The organism is Janthinobacterium pasteuri (genome assembly GCF_051380775.1).
GTDB lineage: Bacteria > Pseudomonadota > Gammaproteobacteria > Burkholderiales > Burkholderiaceae_D > Janthinobacterium.
This window is the reverse complement of record NZ_JBNYXS010000018.1, coordinates 73,453-88,989: the sequence shown is the minus strand read 5'-3', so window position 1 is coordinate 88,989 and position 15,537 is coordinate 73,453. Positions and strand designations below refer to the sequence as shown.

13 protein-coding genes are annotated in these 15,537 nt (G+C 62.6%); 7 read left to right on the top strand and 6 right to left on the bottom strand.

Features of this window, described 5'->3' with window-relative positions; translation table 11 throughout:
• Positions 1-8: 8 nt before the first annotated feature.
• The 5 genes from ACQ4WN_RS18185 to ACQ4WN_RS18165 form a co-directional block, all read right to left on the bottom strand.
• Positions 9-431, bottom strand: coding sequence for a VOC family protein (locus ACQ4WN_RS18185; protein WP_436552817.1), 423 nt, complete (start codon positions 429-431; stop codon positions 9-11).
• Positions 432-592: 161 nt separating this feature from the next.
• Positions 593-862, bottom strand: coding sequence for a hypothetical protein (locus ACQ4WN_RS18180; RefSeq protein ID WP_436552816.1), 270 nt, complete (start codon positions 860-862; stop codon positions 593-595).
• Between the two features lie 143 nt (positions 863-1,005).
• A complete protein-coding gene (locus tag ACQ4WN_RS18175; RefSeq protein WP_436552815.1) occupies positions 1,006-1,521 on the bottom strand; it encodes a hypothetical protein in 516 nt (171 codons plus the stop codon).
• 91 nt (positions 1,522-1,612) lie between these two features.
• Positions 1,613-2,290 (bottom strand): TetR/AcrR family transcriptional regulator, encoded by a 678-nt coding sequence (locus ACQ4WN_RS18170; protein ID WP_436552814.1) that lies wholly within the window; start codon positions 2,288-2,290, stop codon positions 1,613-1,615.
• Between the two features lie 10 nt (positions 2,291-2,300).
• Positions 2,301-3,758 carry an aminotransferase-like domain-containing protein gene (locus ACQ4WN_RS18165; protein ID WP_436552813.1) on the bottom strand — a complete coding sequence of 486 codons (1,458 nt, stop codon included), beginning with the start codon at positions 3,756-3,758 and terminating at the stop codon, positions 2,301-2,303.
• A 199-nt stretch (positions 3,759-3,957) separates the two neighbouring features.
• On the opposite strand from ACQ4WN_RS18165, the gene aptA reads away from it, so the two are divergent.
• The 7 genes from aptA to ACQ4WN_RS18130 all read left to right on the top strand — a co-directional run bounded on the left by aptA (position 3,958) and on the right by ACQ4WN_RS18130 (position 13,742).
• Positions 3,958-5,274: an omega-aminotransferase AptA gene (gene aptA, locus ACQ4WN_RS18160; protein ID WP_436552812.1), complete on the top strand. Its 1,317-nt coding sequence runs from the start codon at positions 3,958-3,960 to the stop codon at positions 5,272-5,274.
• A gap of 8 nt (positions 5,275-5,282) precedes the next feature.
• Complete coding sequence (locus ACQ4WN_RS18155; protein WP_436552811.1) at positions 5,283-6,785, top strand: CoA-acylating methylmalonate-semialdehyde dehydrogenase; 1,503 nt, start codon at positions 5,283-5,285, stop codon at positions 6,783-6,785.
• Between the two features lie 47 nt (positions 6,786-6,832).
• Complete coding sequence (locus ACQ4WN_RS18150) at positions 6,833-8,200, top strand: NAD(P)-dependent oxidoreductase (protein ID WP_436552810.1); 1,368 nt, start codon at positions 6,833-6,835, stop codon at positions 8,198-8,200.
• Positions 8,200-9,480, top strand: a complete 1,281-nt coding sequence (gene preA, locus ACQ4WN_RS18145; protein WP_436552809.1) for an NAD-dependent dihydropyrimidine dehydrogenase subunit PreA — start codon at positions 8,200-8,202, stop codon at positions 9,478-9,480. Before ACQ4WN_RS18150 ends, preA begins: the two co-directional genes overlap by 1 nt.
• A gap of 123 nt (positions 9,481-9,603) precedes the next feature.
• Complete coding sequence (locus ACQ4WN_RS18140; RefSeq protein WP_436552808.1) at positions 9,604-11,088, top strand: NCS1 family nucleobase:cation symporter-1; 1,485 nt, start codon at positions 9,604-9,606, stop codon at positions 11,086-11,088.
• A 16-nt stretch (positions 11,089-11,104) separates the two neighbouring features.
• On the top strand, positions 11,105-12,496 hold the full coding sequence (hydA, locus tag ACQ4WN_RS18135; protein WP_436552807.1) for a dihydropyrimidinase: 1,392 nt from the start codon (positions 11,105-11,107) through the stop codon (positions 12,494-12,496).
• A gap of 10 nt (positions 12,497-12,506) precedes the next feature.
• On the top strand, positions 12,507-13,742 hold the full coding sequence (locus ACQ4WN_RS18130) for a Zn-dependent hydrolase (protein ID WP_436552806.1): 1,236 nt from the start codon (positions 12,507-12,509) through the stop codon (positions 13,740-13,742).
• Between the two features lie 22 nt (positions 13,743-13,764).
• Here the strand turns inward: ACQ4WN_RS18130 and ACQ4WN_RS18125 are convergent, their stop codons facing one another.
• Positions 13,765-15,519: an allantoate amidohydrolase gene (locus ACQ4WN_RS18125; protein ID WP_436552805.1), complete on the bottom strand. Its 1,755-nt coding sequence runs from the start codon at positions 15,517-15,519 to the stop codon at positions 13,765-13,767.
• Between the last annotated feature and the right edge of the window lie 18 nt (positions 15,520-15,537).

Sequence of the window (15,537 nt, the reverse complement as noted above, 5' to 3'; positions counted from 1 at the left end):
TCTCCGTCTTACCATGGATCGTAGGTGCCCAGGCTCCAGATGTGGCCTTCCGGATCGCGGCAGGTAAAGCCCCGTCCGCCGTAGTCTTCATCCTTGATGTCGAGCACGATCTCGGCGCCGGCTTCGCGTGCGCTGTGATAGACGGCATCGGCATCGCTGACGACCAGGTAGCAGTTTTGCGTGTTGGCGCCGCCGATGTCGCCAGGCAGTTTCATCAGGCGGCCATAGTCGCTGTCGAGGGCCGGTGCCACCATGACCATGCCATTGCCAAAGCTCAGTTGCGCGTGGGCAACGCCACCGTTACCGTCAGGCACGATCAATTGTTTTTCAAAACCGAGTGCGGTACACAGCCATTCGATGGCTGCGGGGGCATCGCGGTAGCGCAGGCAGGGAATGGTCGTACCTGTTGTGGCTTTTGCTGTCGTGGTCATCAGAAAACTCCTATGGCAGATGGGGAGTAGCTTTGATCGATTATCTTGCGCGGCGTTCCGTCTCAAACCCCATCCATCGTGATGGGTTTGATGTCCGTCAGTGCCGCGCGCACTCATAGTGCCATAGAACAATCATTGCACTCTTGCCACGACGAAAATTGTTATTGCGGCGACTGCTGCGAGTCCGGCGTTTTCTCGTCTGCACCGGCATCGTCGCTGTTGCTTGCCCATTTCAGCAGCATGACGAGGGCAAACAGCATGATGGCAAGCGGCAAGATGGTGATCAGGAACGCCAGTCCCAGGCAGCATGCCAGCAGCATGGGCCAGGACATGGCGCGTAACGCGGCCATGCCCTGGCGCGTGTAAGCGCACAGCTCGCTCCAGAACGCGCTGAAGGAAGTGCTGCCCGGTGCCGAATTGATGTCTTTCATGCCGTTCTCCTGTCGTGTGGGTGCCGCCAGCCGTATGCATGCTGGCGATGAAACCACTATAGGCAAAACCTTGTTGCCGGGCATCGCGTATGCGACGAATGGCAGGAATGGCGGACCGAACGGTGACAGGCAAAGACAAACGGTTACTCGAAGACCTTGAGTTTCAGCTGGAAACTGAGGGCGCCATACAGGCGGTCCTTGTAGGAAGGCACGATGGCGATATTCACGCCCACGCGCTGGTATTCATAGCTGATGGTGGGAACCAGGGCCGGGAACCAGCCGCCATCGCGCATCTTCGGATAGCCGCTGAAGCCGCCAACGACGGCGCCGACGCGCAACGGGCCTACCTTGATGGGCTGGTAATACACGCCCACATAGTTCGAGTAGGCGCGGTCGCTATTGTAGAAGCGGCCGGCCGTGGCCGACGCGACCGTGGAAAAACGGTATTCGGCGCCCAGGCCCGGATTGCTGTCGTTCAGATTCTTGTCGCGCTGAAAGTGATACGAATAAAAGCCCGCGTTAAGCCAGGTTTCGCTCAGCGGCTGATTGTCTATCATGCCCACTGTCTGCGCCTGTGCCGTGGATGCCACTGCCAGCAGCGCCGCGCAGGCGGCCTTGCCCAGCAATGACGCGGTGCGCGCCGATGACCATTGTTTCATGCCTGTTCCTTATCCTGTCGATATGGCGTCGCTAGTGCAAACGCTCCAGCGCGTCATGCTATCACTGCCAGATTGTTCGTTGGAAATTTCATCATGTACCAAGCGCTGCCGCAGGCAGGGCGATGGCCGCTTGCACCATGTGGGTGAGCAGGATTTCGGCATCCTCGTAATCCTTGCGCGTGAGCTGCTTGCGTTCCAGCACCAGGGCCATCTGCGCCGAAAAATCCGCATACGATTGCGTCATGGCCCAGATGGCGAACATCAGGTGGGTGGCGTTGACGGGGGCGATCCGACCGGCGGCGATCCAGGCTTCGAAGACGGCGATATCCTTGCGCAGCAGCGGCACGACCCTGTCGCGTATCTGTGCGCCGTACAGGGGCGCGCCATTGATCACTTCGAGCGCATACACGCGCGAAGCCCATGGCTGTTCGCGCGAAAAACGCAGCTTGGCGCCGATGTACGCGCGCAGCACGTCGCCTGGCTCGTCGTGTTCATTGGCCAGCGAATCCATGCGCGCCAGCCAGTCGTCGAGCACGTCGTCGAGCACGCGTTGGTAGAGCTGCTGCTTGGACGGGAAGTAATACATCAGGTTTTGCTTCGACAGGCCGGCTCGCTCGGCGATGGTGGCGATCGACGCGCCCTCATAGCCGCTTTCGGCGAACGCGCGCACGGCTTGCTCGAGGATGTCCGCTTCCAGGCGGTCGCGGTTTTGCAGGCGCCGGCCGCCGGCATTTTTCACGGAAAGGGCAGGGGATTTGTCGCTGGCCATGGCGGATTCTTTAGCGTGGGCGTATCGATTGCAGGAATGCCTGCAGCACGGGGTTGTCGGTGTAGGCCACGTTGAAGCGGAACCACACCGTCTCGGGCGCGCGCAGCATGAAAAATTCGTTCGGCGACAGCAAAATGCCGGCCTTTAATGCCATGTCGGCGATGTTTTTGCCATTCCATTCCGGCGTCTGGATATCGGGCCAGCCGGCGCTGACGAACATGCCACCACGCGGACGCGCCACGGGCGACATGCCCGCCTGCGCCAGGCAGTCGATGCTGCGTTCGCGGGCCGCGTCGAGTTGTGCCACCAGCCGTTCCACCATGCGCTTGTAGGGCCGCGCGGAGATGGCGTGGTAGACGGCGCGCTCATTGATTTCCGACGTCGTCAGGCCCGCCAGCATTTTCACGCGCACCAATTCAGCCACCAGCGGGGGCGAGGCACAGATGGCGCCGACGCGCAGCACGGGCGACAAGGTCTTGGAAAAGCTGCCCACGCGGATCACGCGGCGCAAGCCATCCATTGCCGCCAGCGATGCGTCGCCGCGCGCCGCCAGTTCGCGGTAGATATCGTCTTCCACCAGCCAGAAATCGAATTGCTCGGCCAGCGCCAGCAGGCGGTGCGTCTGCGCCTGGCTCAATGAGGTACCGAGCGGATTTTGCAGCACCGTGTTGACGAACATCAGCTTGGGCTGGGTGCGCGCGGCCTCGCTGGCCAGTGCATCGAGGTCGAGTCCCGCCTCGCCACGCGCTATACCGACGGGGATGCAGCCGTGGTGGCGTATCAGCGACTGCAGATTGCTGTAGCCGGGGTCTTCCACCAACACCGTGTCGCCCGGCTTGGTCAGGCTGCGCAAGATCAAATCGAAGGCGTGCGTGGCGCCGTGCGTCAGCAGGACCTGGTCTGGCTCGACCTGGAACAGCTCTTCCGACAGGCTTGTTGCCAAGTGCTGGCGCAGCGATGCGAAGCCCAGCGGGTGGCCGTAGCCGCGCAGCCGGCTGGCCGGTATGCGCATGGCATGGCGCACGGCATCGAGCACGGTCGCTTCGCCATACATCTCGGGCGGCAGCCAGCCCGCGCCTACGGGCAGGGCATCGGACACGCCCGAATACAGGTCCGGCGTGAGGGCGTCGATGGCGGTGGGGCTGGCATGCAGGGCCAATTGCGGCGAGGCGGCGATATCGTGGCGCGCGACGAAATAGCCGGAGCCACGCCGCGACGACAGCAAGCCCAGGTTGACCAGGCGGTCATACGATTCGACGACGGTGAACGTCGACACGCCATTGCAGCGGGCGAACTGGCGCACGGACGGCATGCGCGTGCCGATGCGCAGGGCGCGGCTGCCCACCATGACGCTGATGGCGATGACGATCTGTTCGACGAGGCCGCCCTTTTTCTGGCGGTCGATGTCCAGCACCGGCCAGCCACTGGCGTTACCTTCGCCCTCGTCCTGCTTCACATTGTGCGTCACCGGTGGGTCCTTTGCTGCCTTGCACAAAACTGTATTGGTTTTTCGACCTGTACGGTTGGGATACTTTGCCGTTTGTGTATCTGTGCCATTGGGAATGTCCTGTCTATTATTACATCAGCTTTTTGCCAACTGGTAAATTATTTTACGCTTCGTCAAAAACGATCCTGGCCCCGCGCCAGCCCATCTCAAGGAGAAGGTCATGAACGAAACAAGGCCGGAATCGATGTCGGCATTCTGGATGCCGTTTACGAATAACCGTGATTTCAAGGCCAACCCTCGCTTGCTGGTGTCGGCCGAAGGCATGTATTACAAGGATGTCGACGGCAACGCCATCCTCGATGGCACGGCCGGCCTCTGGTGCGTGCCGTGCGGCCATGCGCAGCCGAAAATCGTCGGCGCCATCCGCGACATGGTGGGCCAGCTCGACTTCGCACCCACCTTCCAGATGGGTCATCCAGCCGCATTCGACCTGGCGGAAAAACTGATGGATTACACGGGCCACAAGTTCGGCCACGTCTTTTATACCAACTCCGGTTCCGAGGCCGTCGACACTGCCCTCAAGATTGCGCTGGCCTACCATCGCGCACGTGGCGAGGGCGCACGCACGCGCCTGATCGGCCGCGAACGCGGTTATCACGGCGTGGGCTTCGGCGGCATTTCCGTAGGCGGCATCGGCGGCAACCGCAAGACATTCGGCCCCTTGCTGCCCGGCGTGGACCACCTGCCGCACACGCACAACCTGGACAAGAACGCCTATACGGTGGGCGAACCCGAATACGGCACCCACCTGGCCGATGAACTGGAACGCATCGTCGCCCTGCACGACGCCTCGACGATTGCCGCCGTCATCGTCGAACCGGTGGCCGGCTCCACGGGCGTGCTGATCCCGCCGAAAGGCTATCTGAAACGCTTGCGCGAGCTGTGCACCAAGCATGGCATCCTGCTGATTTTCGATGAAGTCATCACCGGTTTTGGCCGCATGACGACGCCGTTTGCCGCTGATTATTTCGACGTCGAACCGGACCTGATGACGACGGCCAAGGGCTTGACCAACGGCATGGTGCCGATGGGCGCCGTGTTCAGCAAAAAGTATATCCACGATGCCTTCATGGATGCGCCACCCGGTATCGAACTGTTCCACGGCTACACGTATTCTGGCCACCCGCTGGCCTGCGCCGCTGCGCTGGCGACCCTGCAGGCGTTCGAGGAACAGGACATCCTCGGTCACGCTAAAGCGATGCAGGCGTATTGGAGCGACGCCGTGCATTCCCTGAAGGGGCTGCCGCACGTGATCGACTTGCGCAGCATCGGCCTGATCGCCGGCATCGAACTCGCCCCCATCGCTGGCAAACCCGGCGCGCGCGCCTTCAACGCCTTCAAGCAGGCCTTCGCCGACGGCGTGCTGATACGCACGACGGGCGATATCATCGCCCTGTCGCCGCCGCTGGTGCTGGAAAAACAGCATGTCGACGAGCTGTTTGGCAAGCTGGCGACGGTATTAAAAAATCTCGACTAAGGAACACCATGAACACTCTCGACACCATCACCCACTTCATCAACGGCGCCACAGCCGACACCAAAAGTGGCCGTTACGGCGACGTGTATAACCCGGCCCTGGGCGTACCCGTCGCCAGGGTCGCGCTGGGCACCGTGGAAGACGTCGACGCGGCCGTGCAGGCCGCCGCCGCCGCCTTTCCCGCATGGTCGGCCACGCCGCCGTTGACGCGCGCGCGCGTGCTGTTTCGCTACCTGCAGCTGTGCCAGCAGCACACGGATGAATTTGCCGCCATGCTCACGCGCGAGCATGGCAAGACCTTTGCCGATGCACAGGGCGAAGTGGCGCGCGGCATCGAGATGGTGGAATTTGCCGTCGGCATTCCACAGCTGTTGAAAGGTGAATTCACGGACCAGATTTCGCGCGGCATCGACGCCTGGTCCATGCGCCAGGCGCTGGGCGTGGTGGCCGGCATCACGCCATTCAATTTCCCCGTGATGGTGCCGATGTGGATGTTCCCCGTCGCCATCGCCTGCGGCAATACCTTCGTCTTGAAACCGTCCGAGCGCGATCCGTCTGCCTCCTTGCTGCACGCGAAATTGCTGAAAGAAGCCGGTCTGCCCGACGGCGTTTTCAACGTGGTGCAGGGCGATAAAGTGACGGTCGATGCCTTGCTCGACCATCCTGTGGTGCAGGCGATCAGCTTTGTCGGCTCGACGCCGATTGCCGAATACATCTATGCGCGTGGCAGCGCCAGCGGCAAGCGCGTGCAAGCGCTGGGTGGCGCGAAGAATCATATGGTGGTGATGCCCGACGCGGACATGGACATGACGGTCGATGCGCTGATTGGCGCTGCCTATGGTTCGGCCGGCGAACGCTGCATGGCCATCTCGGTGGTGGTGGCCGTGGGCGACGCGGGCGACAAATTGATCGCTGCACTGGCAACGCGCACGGCCGCACTGAAAGTGCGCGACGGCATGGAGGATGGTGCGGAAATGGGACCCGTCGTCTCGCTGGCTGCCAAGCAGCGCATCGAAAAACTCATTGCCTCGGGCGTGGAGCAGGGCGCAACTTTGGTGGTCGATGGCCGCAACCATGTGGTGGCAGGTCGCGAGAATGGCTTCTTTGTCGGCGGTACTTTATTTGACCATGTGACGCGCGACATGAGCATCTACAAGGAAGAGATTTTCGGCCCCGTGCTGTGCGTGCTGCGCTGCCCTGACGTGGTGCATGCGGTGGAGCTGATCAACGCCAACGAGTATGGCAACGGCGTGGCCATCTACACGCGCGACGGCGGCGTGGCGCGCGAATTCGTGCGCCAGATCCAGGTCGGCATGGTGGGCGTCAACATTCCCTTGCCCGTGCCGATGGCCTTCAACAGTTTTGGCGGCTGGAAGCGCAGCATGTTTGGCGACCACCATGCCTATGGTCCCGAAGGCGTGCGTTTTTATACGCGCCACAAGGCCGTGATGCAGCGCTGGCCAAACACGGCAAGCGCTGGTGTGGAATTTGCTTTTCCCCAGATGAAGTGACCGTTTAAAACTAAAAGTCCACCGCAGGATCAACGAAGGAAAACGCGATGATCGAGTCTTTGAACTATTTGCCGCATCCCGCCCTGCCCAACGAGGAACTGGCGGGCCATTTCACGGACCTGGCGCCGCCTTTGAGCGCGCGCCAGGCAGCCATCGAAAGCGCCCGCTGCCTGTACTGCTACGATGCGCCGTGCAGCCGCATCTGTCCGTCGGAAATCGACGTGGCCAGCTTCATCCGCAACATCCACGACAAAAACATCAACGGTGCCGCCGCCGGCATTCTGAAACAGAACATCCTGGGCGGCAGCTGCGCCCGCGTCTGTCCCACGGAAATACTGTGTGAAGACGTCTGCGTGCGCAACCACGACGCGGAAGGCCAGCCCGTCAAGATCGGCCTGTTGCAGCGCTACGCCGTCGACCACATGCACTTTGCCAGCCACCCGTTCAGGCGGGCGGCCGCCACCGGCAAGACGATTGCCATCGTCGGCGCCGGGCCGGCCGGCCTGTCGTGCGCGCACCGCCTGGCCATGCTGGGGCATGACGTGGTGATCTTCGAGAAGGAAGGCAAGGCCGGTGGCTTGAATGAATACGGCATCGCCAAGTACAAGCTGACGGACGATTTCGCGCAAAAGGAAATCGACTTCCTGCTGCAGATAGGCGGCATCGAGATCCGATGTCGCCAGGTGTTGGGCGAGAACCTGCAGCTGCGCGACCTGCACGCGCAGTACGATGCCGTCTTTCTCGGCCTGGGCCTGGGGGCCAGCCGCAAGCTGGGCTTGACGGGCGAAGACGCTGCCGGCTTGCTGGCTGCCGTCGACTACATCGCCGCGCTGCGCCAGGCGGACGACCTGGCTGCGCTGCCCGTGCCGAAGCGGGCCATTGTGATTGGCGCCGGCAATACGGCCATCGACATGGCCGTGCAAATTCAGCGCCTGGGCGCGGAGGAAGTCACCCTCGTGTACCGGCGCGGCTTCGACGCCATGACGGCTACCCATCACGAACAGGAGATCGCCAAAGCTAACCAGGTACGCATGCTGACGTGGGCCCAGCCGCAGCAGGTGCTGCTCGACGCGACTGGCCATGTGGCCGGCATGCGTTTCGAGAAAACGCGGATGCAGGGCACGCGCCTGGCGGGCACCGGCGAAACGTTCGACGTGGCGGCCGACGCCATCTTCAAGGCTATCGGCCAGAGCCTGGACACTGACGTGCTGCATGACTCGATGGCGTCGCTGCTGCAGCGCGAAGGCGACAAGATCGCCGTCGATGCTGGCTTTCGCACGGTGCTGCCGGGCATCTACGCGGGCGGCGACTGCGTGGCGCCGGGGCAGGACTTGACGGTGCAAGCCGTCCAGCATGGCAAGCTGGCCGCACTGGCCATCCATTCCGATTTCCTGAATAAAGTGGAGGCTGCATAATGGCTGATCTCAGCATCGATTTTTGCGGCATCAAGGCGCCGAATCCTTTCTGGCTGGCTTCTGCGCCACCCACCGACAAGGCCTACAACGTGGTGCGCGCGTTCGAAGCGGGGTGGGGCGGCGTCGTGTGGAAAACGCTGGGTGAAGACCCGGCCGCCGTCAACGTCTCGTCGCGCTACTCCGCCCTGTACGGCAAGAACCGCGAAGTGGTGGGCTTCAATAATATCGAACTCATTACCGACCGTTCTCTGGAAATCAATCTGCGCGAAATCACGCAGGTGAAAAAGGACTGGCCCGACCGCGCCATGATCGTCTCCCTGATGCTGCCCTGCGAAGAGCACTATTGGGCCGACATTTTGCCGAAGGTGGAAGCGACAGGAGCGGACGGCATCGAACTCAATTTCGGCTGCCCGCACGGCATGCCGGAGCGCGGTATGGGTGCCGCCGTGGGGCAGGTGCCCGAGTATGTGCAGATGGTCACCGCGTGGTGCAAAAAGCACAGCCGCCTGCCCGTCATCGTCAAGCTCACGCCCAATATCACGGACGTGCGGATGCCGGCGCGCGCGGCCAAGGCAGGCGGCGCGGACGCCGTTTCGCTGATCAACACCATCAACTCGATCACTTCGCTGGACCTTGACCGCATGGTGGCCCTGCCCATCGTGGGCGGCGCCAGCACGCACGGTGGCTATTGCGGGTCTGCGGTGAAACCGATCGCCCTGAACATGGTGGCGGAAATCGCCCGCGATCCGCAGACGCGCGGCTTGCCCATTTCAGGCATCGGCGGCATCGGCAACTGGCGCGACGCGGCCGAATTCATCGCGCTGGGGGCTGGTTGCGTGCAGGTGTGCACGGCCGCCATGCTGCATGGTTTTCGCATCGTTGAAGAGATGAAGGATGGCCTGTCGCGCTGGATGGACGAGAAGGGCTACGAACGCATCAGCGATTTTTCCGGCAAGGCCGTGGCCAACACGACGGACTGGAAATACCTGGACATGAATTACCAGGTCATTGCGCACATCAACCAGGATGATTGCATCAAATGCGGCAAGTGCTACGTGGCTTGCGAAGACACCTCGCACCAGTCGATTGCGCAACTGATCGACGCTGCCGGCACGCGCACGTATGAGGTGATCAAGGAGGAATGCGTAGGTTGCAATCTGTGCGAAATCACCTGTCCGGTGCAGGGCTGCATCACGATGGTGCCGCAGGTCACGGACAAGCCATACATGAACTGGACGCAGGATCCGCGCAACCCGCATGCGTTGGTGGAGACGGCATAGGGCACGCATCAAGGCATGTATCTTGCGTGTGTTTATTTTGTAAACGGCAGCGGTCCTTTGCGGTAAGCTAGGCTGCCGCCGTTTCTATAATACCGATCCCCTCCCAACCGATGGAGCATACCTGTGAACCACGACTATTCAGGCAACACGCAACTCTGGAATGAAGACCTTGCGCCCACCACCGCGGTGCAGCGCACCTGGCGCTGGTATCACTTCGCCGCGCTGTGGGTCGGCATGGTGATGTGCATTCCCGCCTACACCCTGTCGGCCAGCCTGATCGACAGCGGCATGTCCGGCTACCAGGCAGTGCTCACGGTATTTCTCGCCAACGCCATCGTGCTTCTGCCGATGCTGCTGATCGGCCATGCGGGCACCAAGTACGGCATTCCGTACGCAGTACTGGCGCGCGCCTCGTTTGGCACCATGGGCGCGCGGCTGCCGGCCCTGATGCGCGCCATCGTCGCCTGCGGCTGGTATGGCATCCAGACGTGGTTTGGTGGCCAGATGATCTACACCCTGATGGGCGTGCTGATGGGGCATGAACTGGGTGGCGAGAAGATCGCGGGCCTGGGCATCAACGGCAGCCAGTTGCTGTGCTTCCTGGCTTTCTGGGCCATTCAGTTCTATTACATCCTGCATGGCATGGAATCGATCCGCAAGCTCGAAACCTATACGGCGCCCTTGAAAATTCTCATCTGCTTCGTGCTGCTGTACTGGGTGCACAGCAAGGCCGGCGGCGTGGCCAGTCTGCTGGACCAGCCATCGCAATTCATCCCCGGCGGTAAGAAGGCGGGCCAGTTCTGGAGCGTCTTCTGGCCATCGTTGACGGCCATGGTGGGTTTCTGGGCCACCCTGGCACTGAACATTCCCGACTTCACGCGCTTCGCCAAGACGCAGCGCGACCAGGTGATCGGCCAGTCCATCGGCTTGCCCGTGCCCATGGGATTGCTGGCCATGCTGGCCGTGATCGTCACGGCAGGCTCGGTGGTCATGTACGGCAAGGCCATCTGGGACCCGGTCGACCTGGCCAGCCGCATGACGGGCGCCGCCGTGCTGATCGCCCTGATCATCCTGCTGATCGACACGGTCAGCGTCAACCTGGCGGCCAACCTGGTGGGGCCCGCCTACGATTTTTCCTCGCTCGCACCCAAGCAGATTTCGTACAAGATGGGCGGCTATATCACGGCCTTCATCGCCATTGTCATGATGCCGTGGAAGGTGCTCGAATCGACGCAGGGCTACATCTTCACCTGGCTGATCGGCTACTCGGCTTTGCTGGGGCCCATTGCCGGCATCCTCATCGTCGACTACTACTTTGTGCGCAAGACGCAGCTCGACGTCAAGCAGCTGTACCGCGATGACGGCATCTACTCGTATGGCAATGGCTGGAACATGGCGGCGCTGATCGCCTTTGTCATCGCCGTGCTGCCGAATATTCCAGGCTTTTTGAACGCGGCCTTCCCCACGGCGTTTCCCGGCGTGGCCGAAGGCTTTAAAACCATCTACACCTACGCCTGGTTCGTGGGCGTGGCCATCGCCGCCGTCGTCTACGGCGTCATGATGAAGGGCAAGGCCGTGGCGCACGTGCAGCAGGCGCCGCAGTCGTAATCACAAAGGAGACAAGATGACTACACTGATACGTGGCGGTACCGTCGTCAACGCCGACCGCGCGTTTCGCGCCGATGTGCTGATCGAGGGCGACATGATCGCCGCCGTCGGCGAGAACCTGCCGGTGCCGTCTGGCGCCACCGTGATCGATGCAGGTGGCCTGTACGTGATGCCGGGCGGGATCGATACCCACACGCACATGAATCTGCCATTCATGGGTACCGTGACGTCGGACGATTTTTTCACGGGCACGGCGGCGGGATTGGCGGGCGGCACCACCACCATCATGGACTTCGTGATTCCCGCGCCGAAGCAGTCGCTGATCGAGGCGTATCATCAGTGGCGCGAGTGGTCGGCCAAGGCGGCCGGCGACTACACGTTCCACGTGGCGATCACCTGGTGGAGCGAGCAGGTACATGAAGAGATGGGAGTGCTGGTGCGTGAGCATGGCGTGAACAGTTTCAAGCATTTCATGGCGTATAAAAACGCCATCATGGCCGACGATGAAACCCTGGTAAAAAGCTTTACCCGCTCGCTGGAACTCGGGGCATTGCCGACTGTGCATGCGGAAAACGGCGAGCTGGTATTCCAGTTGCAGCAAGCGCTGCTTAAAAAGGGCATCACGGGGCCGCAGGCGCATCCCCTGTCGCGCCCGCCCGCCGTGGAAGCGGAAGCGGCCAACCGTGCCATCGCCATCGCCAATGTTCTCAACACGCCCGTGTACATCGTGCACGTCTCGTGCGCAGAGTCGCTCGACGCCATCACGCGCGCGCGCGCCAACGGCCAGCGCGTGTATGGTGAAGCGCTGGCGGGCCATCTGGTGATCGACGACAGCGTCTACCAGAGCGATGATTTCGACTACGTGGCGGGCCACGTCATGAGCCCACCGTTTCGCGGCAAGCACCATCAGGCGGCTCTGTGGCACGGCCTGCAAAGCGGCAACCTGCACACGACGGCCACCGACCACTGCACCTTCTGCGCCGAGCAGAAGGCGGCCGGCAAGCAGGACTTCACGCGCATCCCGAACGGCTGCGGCGGTGTCGAGGAACGCATGGCCGTCGTATGGGATGCTGGCGTCAATTCCGGCATGCTGACGCCCTCCGAATTCGTCAAGGTCTCGTCGACCAATGCGGCGCAGATCTTCAATATGTATCCACGCAAGGGTGTCATCGCCGCAGGCAGCGATGCCGACATCGTGCTGTGGGATCCGCAGGGCACGCGCACCATTTCCGCCGCGACGCAGTTCGCCAAGGGAGGTTTCAATGTCTTCGAGGGGCGCACCGTGCGCGGCATCCCCAGCACCACGATTGCCGCCGGCAAGGTGGTGTTCCACAAGGGCGAGCTGATGGCCGTCGAAGGGGCCGGACGCTATATCGAACGGCCCGCGTTTTCCGCCACCACCGCATAAGGAGTTGACGATGGATGAATTGCGTATCAATGGCGAGCGCCTGTGGGCGGCCCTGATGGAACTGGCGCAGATCGGCGCGACGGCGAAGGGCGGCGTCAAGCGCCTGGCCCTGACGGATCTGGATAAACAGGGCCGCGACCTGGTGGTGCGCTGGGGCCGCGAAGCTGGCATGAGCATTACCATCGACCAGATCGGCAATGTCTTCATGCGCCGCGACGGCACCAATAATAGCTTGCCGCCCGTGATGACGGGCAGCCATATCGACACGCAACCCACGGGCGGCAAGTTCGATGGCAATTACGGCGTGCTGGCGGGCCTGGAAGTGGTGCGCACCCTGAACGATTTGAAAATCAAGACGCAGGCACCCATTGAAGTGGCGTTCTGGACCAATGAAGAAGGCTCGCGCTTCGTGCCCGTGATGATGGGCTCCGGCGTCTTTTGCGGCGCGTTTTCGCTGGAGACGGCTTACGCGGCGAAAGACACGGAAGGGAAAACGGTGGGCGAAGAGCTGGCGCGCATCGGCTATCGTGGAGACCAGGTGCCGGGCGAGCATCCCATCGGCGCCTATTTTGAAACGCATATCGAGCAGGGCCCCGTGCTGGAAGACGCGGACAAGGTGATCGGCGTGGTACCTGCCGTGATGGGACTGTCGTGGTACGACTGCGTCGTGACGGGCATGGAAGCGCATGCGGGACCCACGCCCATGGGGCTGCGCAAGGACGCGCTGCAGGTGGCCACCAGCATCATGCAGGAAGTCGTCGCCATTGCCAACCGCTACCCGCCGTATGGGCGCGGCACGGTGGGCATGGTGCAGGTCTTCCCGAACAGCCGCAACGTGATCCCCGGTGAAGTCAAGTTCAGCATCGACCTGCGCAATGTGAACGATGAACTGCTCAACACCATGCATGGCGAGATCACGGCCTTTATCGACGCCACGCGCACCGGCACGGGACTGGATATATCTCTTGAACGGGTTTCCTATTACCCGCCATGCCCGTTCCACCCCGACTGCGTTGGCGCCGTGCGCAATGCCACAGCAAAGCTCGGTTATTCCGTGATGGACGTGGTGTCGGGCGCCGGTCACGATGCCATCTACGCGGCCAGGCTGGCGCCGGCCGGCATGATCTTCGTGCCGTGCAAGGACGGCATCAGCCACAATGAAATCGAGGATGCCAAGCCCGAGCACCTGGAAGCGGGCTGCAATGTGCTGCTGCACGCGATGCTGGAGCGGGCCGTGGCCGACTAGGTCAGCGGCCCACGTCCCCCACTCAGGGCTTGGGCTGGAAGTTGCGCAAGAACGCCAGCAGCGCGCGTGCCGCGATGTCGGCGTCGTCGGCCGTCATGGTTTCCAGCGGGTTGTGGCTGATGCCGCCATTGCCGCAGCGCGTAAACAGCATGGCCACTTCGGTGACGGCGGCCATGGCCATGGCGTCGTGGCCGGCGCCAGACAGCAAGGTGTATGGTTCGATGCCGACCGATTCCACGGCTTGCGCCAGCTGCGCCATCAGCCACGGCGCACACGGCGCTGCACGCGCCGACAGCAGCAGTTCCAGCTGATAGTCGATCTGGCGCCGCGCGCAGATGGCGGCGATGCCATCGAGGATGTCGTCGACGGCCGCCTGGCGTACGGTATCGCTGGCGGCGCGGATATCGAGCGACAGGGTGCAGGCGCCGGCGATCACGTTGACGGAACCGTTGGGCACCTGCAGCTGGCCCACGGTACCCACCAGCGCGTCGCCCTGGTTGCAGCGCTGTTCCACCAGCAGGATGATTTCGGCAGCCGCGCTGGCCGCATCCTTGCGCATGGTCATGGGCGTGGTGCCCGCATGGCTGGCCACGCCACTCAGGCTGACCAGGTAGCGCGAGCTGCCCGCAATCGCCGTGACAATCCCCAGCGGCAGGTCGCGCTCCAGCAGCACGGGGCCCTGCTCGATGTGCACTTCCACATAGCCGAGCAAGTCGGCCGGATCGCGCGCGATGGCGCCGATGGCGCTCGCCTCGTGGCCGGCGGCAGCCAGCGCCTCGCGCATGCTCACGCCATCCGCGTCAACTTGTTCCAGCAGCGACAAATCGAACTTGCCCGTCACGGCCGTGCTGCCCAGGAAGGTGCTCTTGAAGCGCACGCCTTCCTCTTCGGCGAAGCCGACGATCTCGAAATGAAACGGCAGCTTTTCGCCCCGTTCGTGCAGGTGGCGCACGACGGCGATCGGCAGCACGATGCCCAGCCGGCCATCGTATTTTCCGCCGTTGCGCACCGTGTCGTAATGCGATCCCGTCATCAGCGTCTTTGCGCCTGGCGCGTCGGACAGATAGCGGCCGACCACATTGCCGACGGCGTCGATGTGCACCTGCATGCCCGCCTCCCGCATCCAGTCGGCCAGTTGCGCGGCCGTCTTCTGGTGCGCTGGCGTCAGGTAGGCGCAGGTCAGGTTGTAATCGCTGTCGCTCCAGCCGGCCAGGGTTTCTGCCTGCTGCATGATGGCCGGGCCGAAGTCCAGGCGCACGTCGAACAGGTCGTTCAGGCGCAGCTCGGCGATGCGCTTGATCTGCCGCAGCGATTCGGCCAGTTCATCAGCAGGCCGGTTTTTCAGGCGCCGCGCAAACGTGGCGATGATATCCTGGCGCGTCAATCCTTCGCCCGTCGGGCCCTTCACGGCCAGGATGAAAGGAAAGCCGAACTTGGCGTTGTATTCGCTGTTGAGGCGCTGCAGGGTGGAAAATTCCTCGGGACTGCACAGGTTCAAGCCGGACTTGGCTTGCTCGCGCGTCGACTCCGCCGTCAGCTGCCCCGCGATGGCGGCCTTGCCAGCCAGCTCGGGATGGGCGCGGATCAGCCCCAGCTGCTCATCGGGGGAGGCCAGGGCCAGTACGCGCTGCAGCTCCGTCTTGAGGGCCGTCAGGCTGGCGAACGGCCGGGCGGGCGCCGCGCGCTGGGCGATCCAGGGCGAATGTTCATAGATACCATGCAGGTGGGCGATAAAATCGGCGTGGCTGTTGGCGTTCAGGTCTGAAAGGGTGGTCATGGTTTTCCGATCATGCAA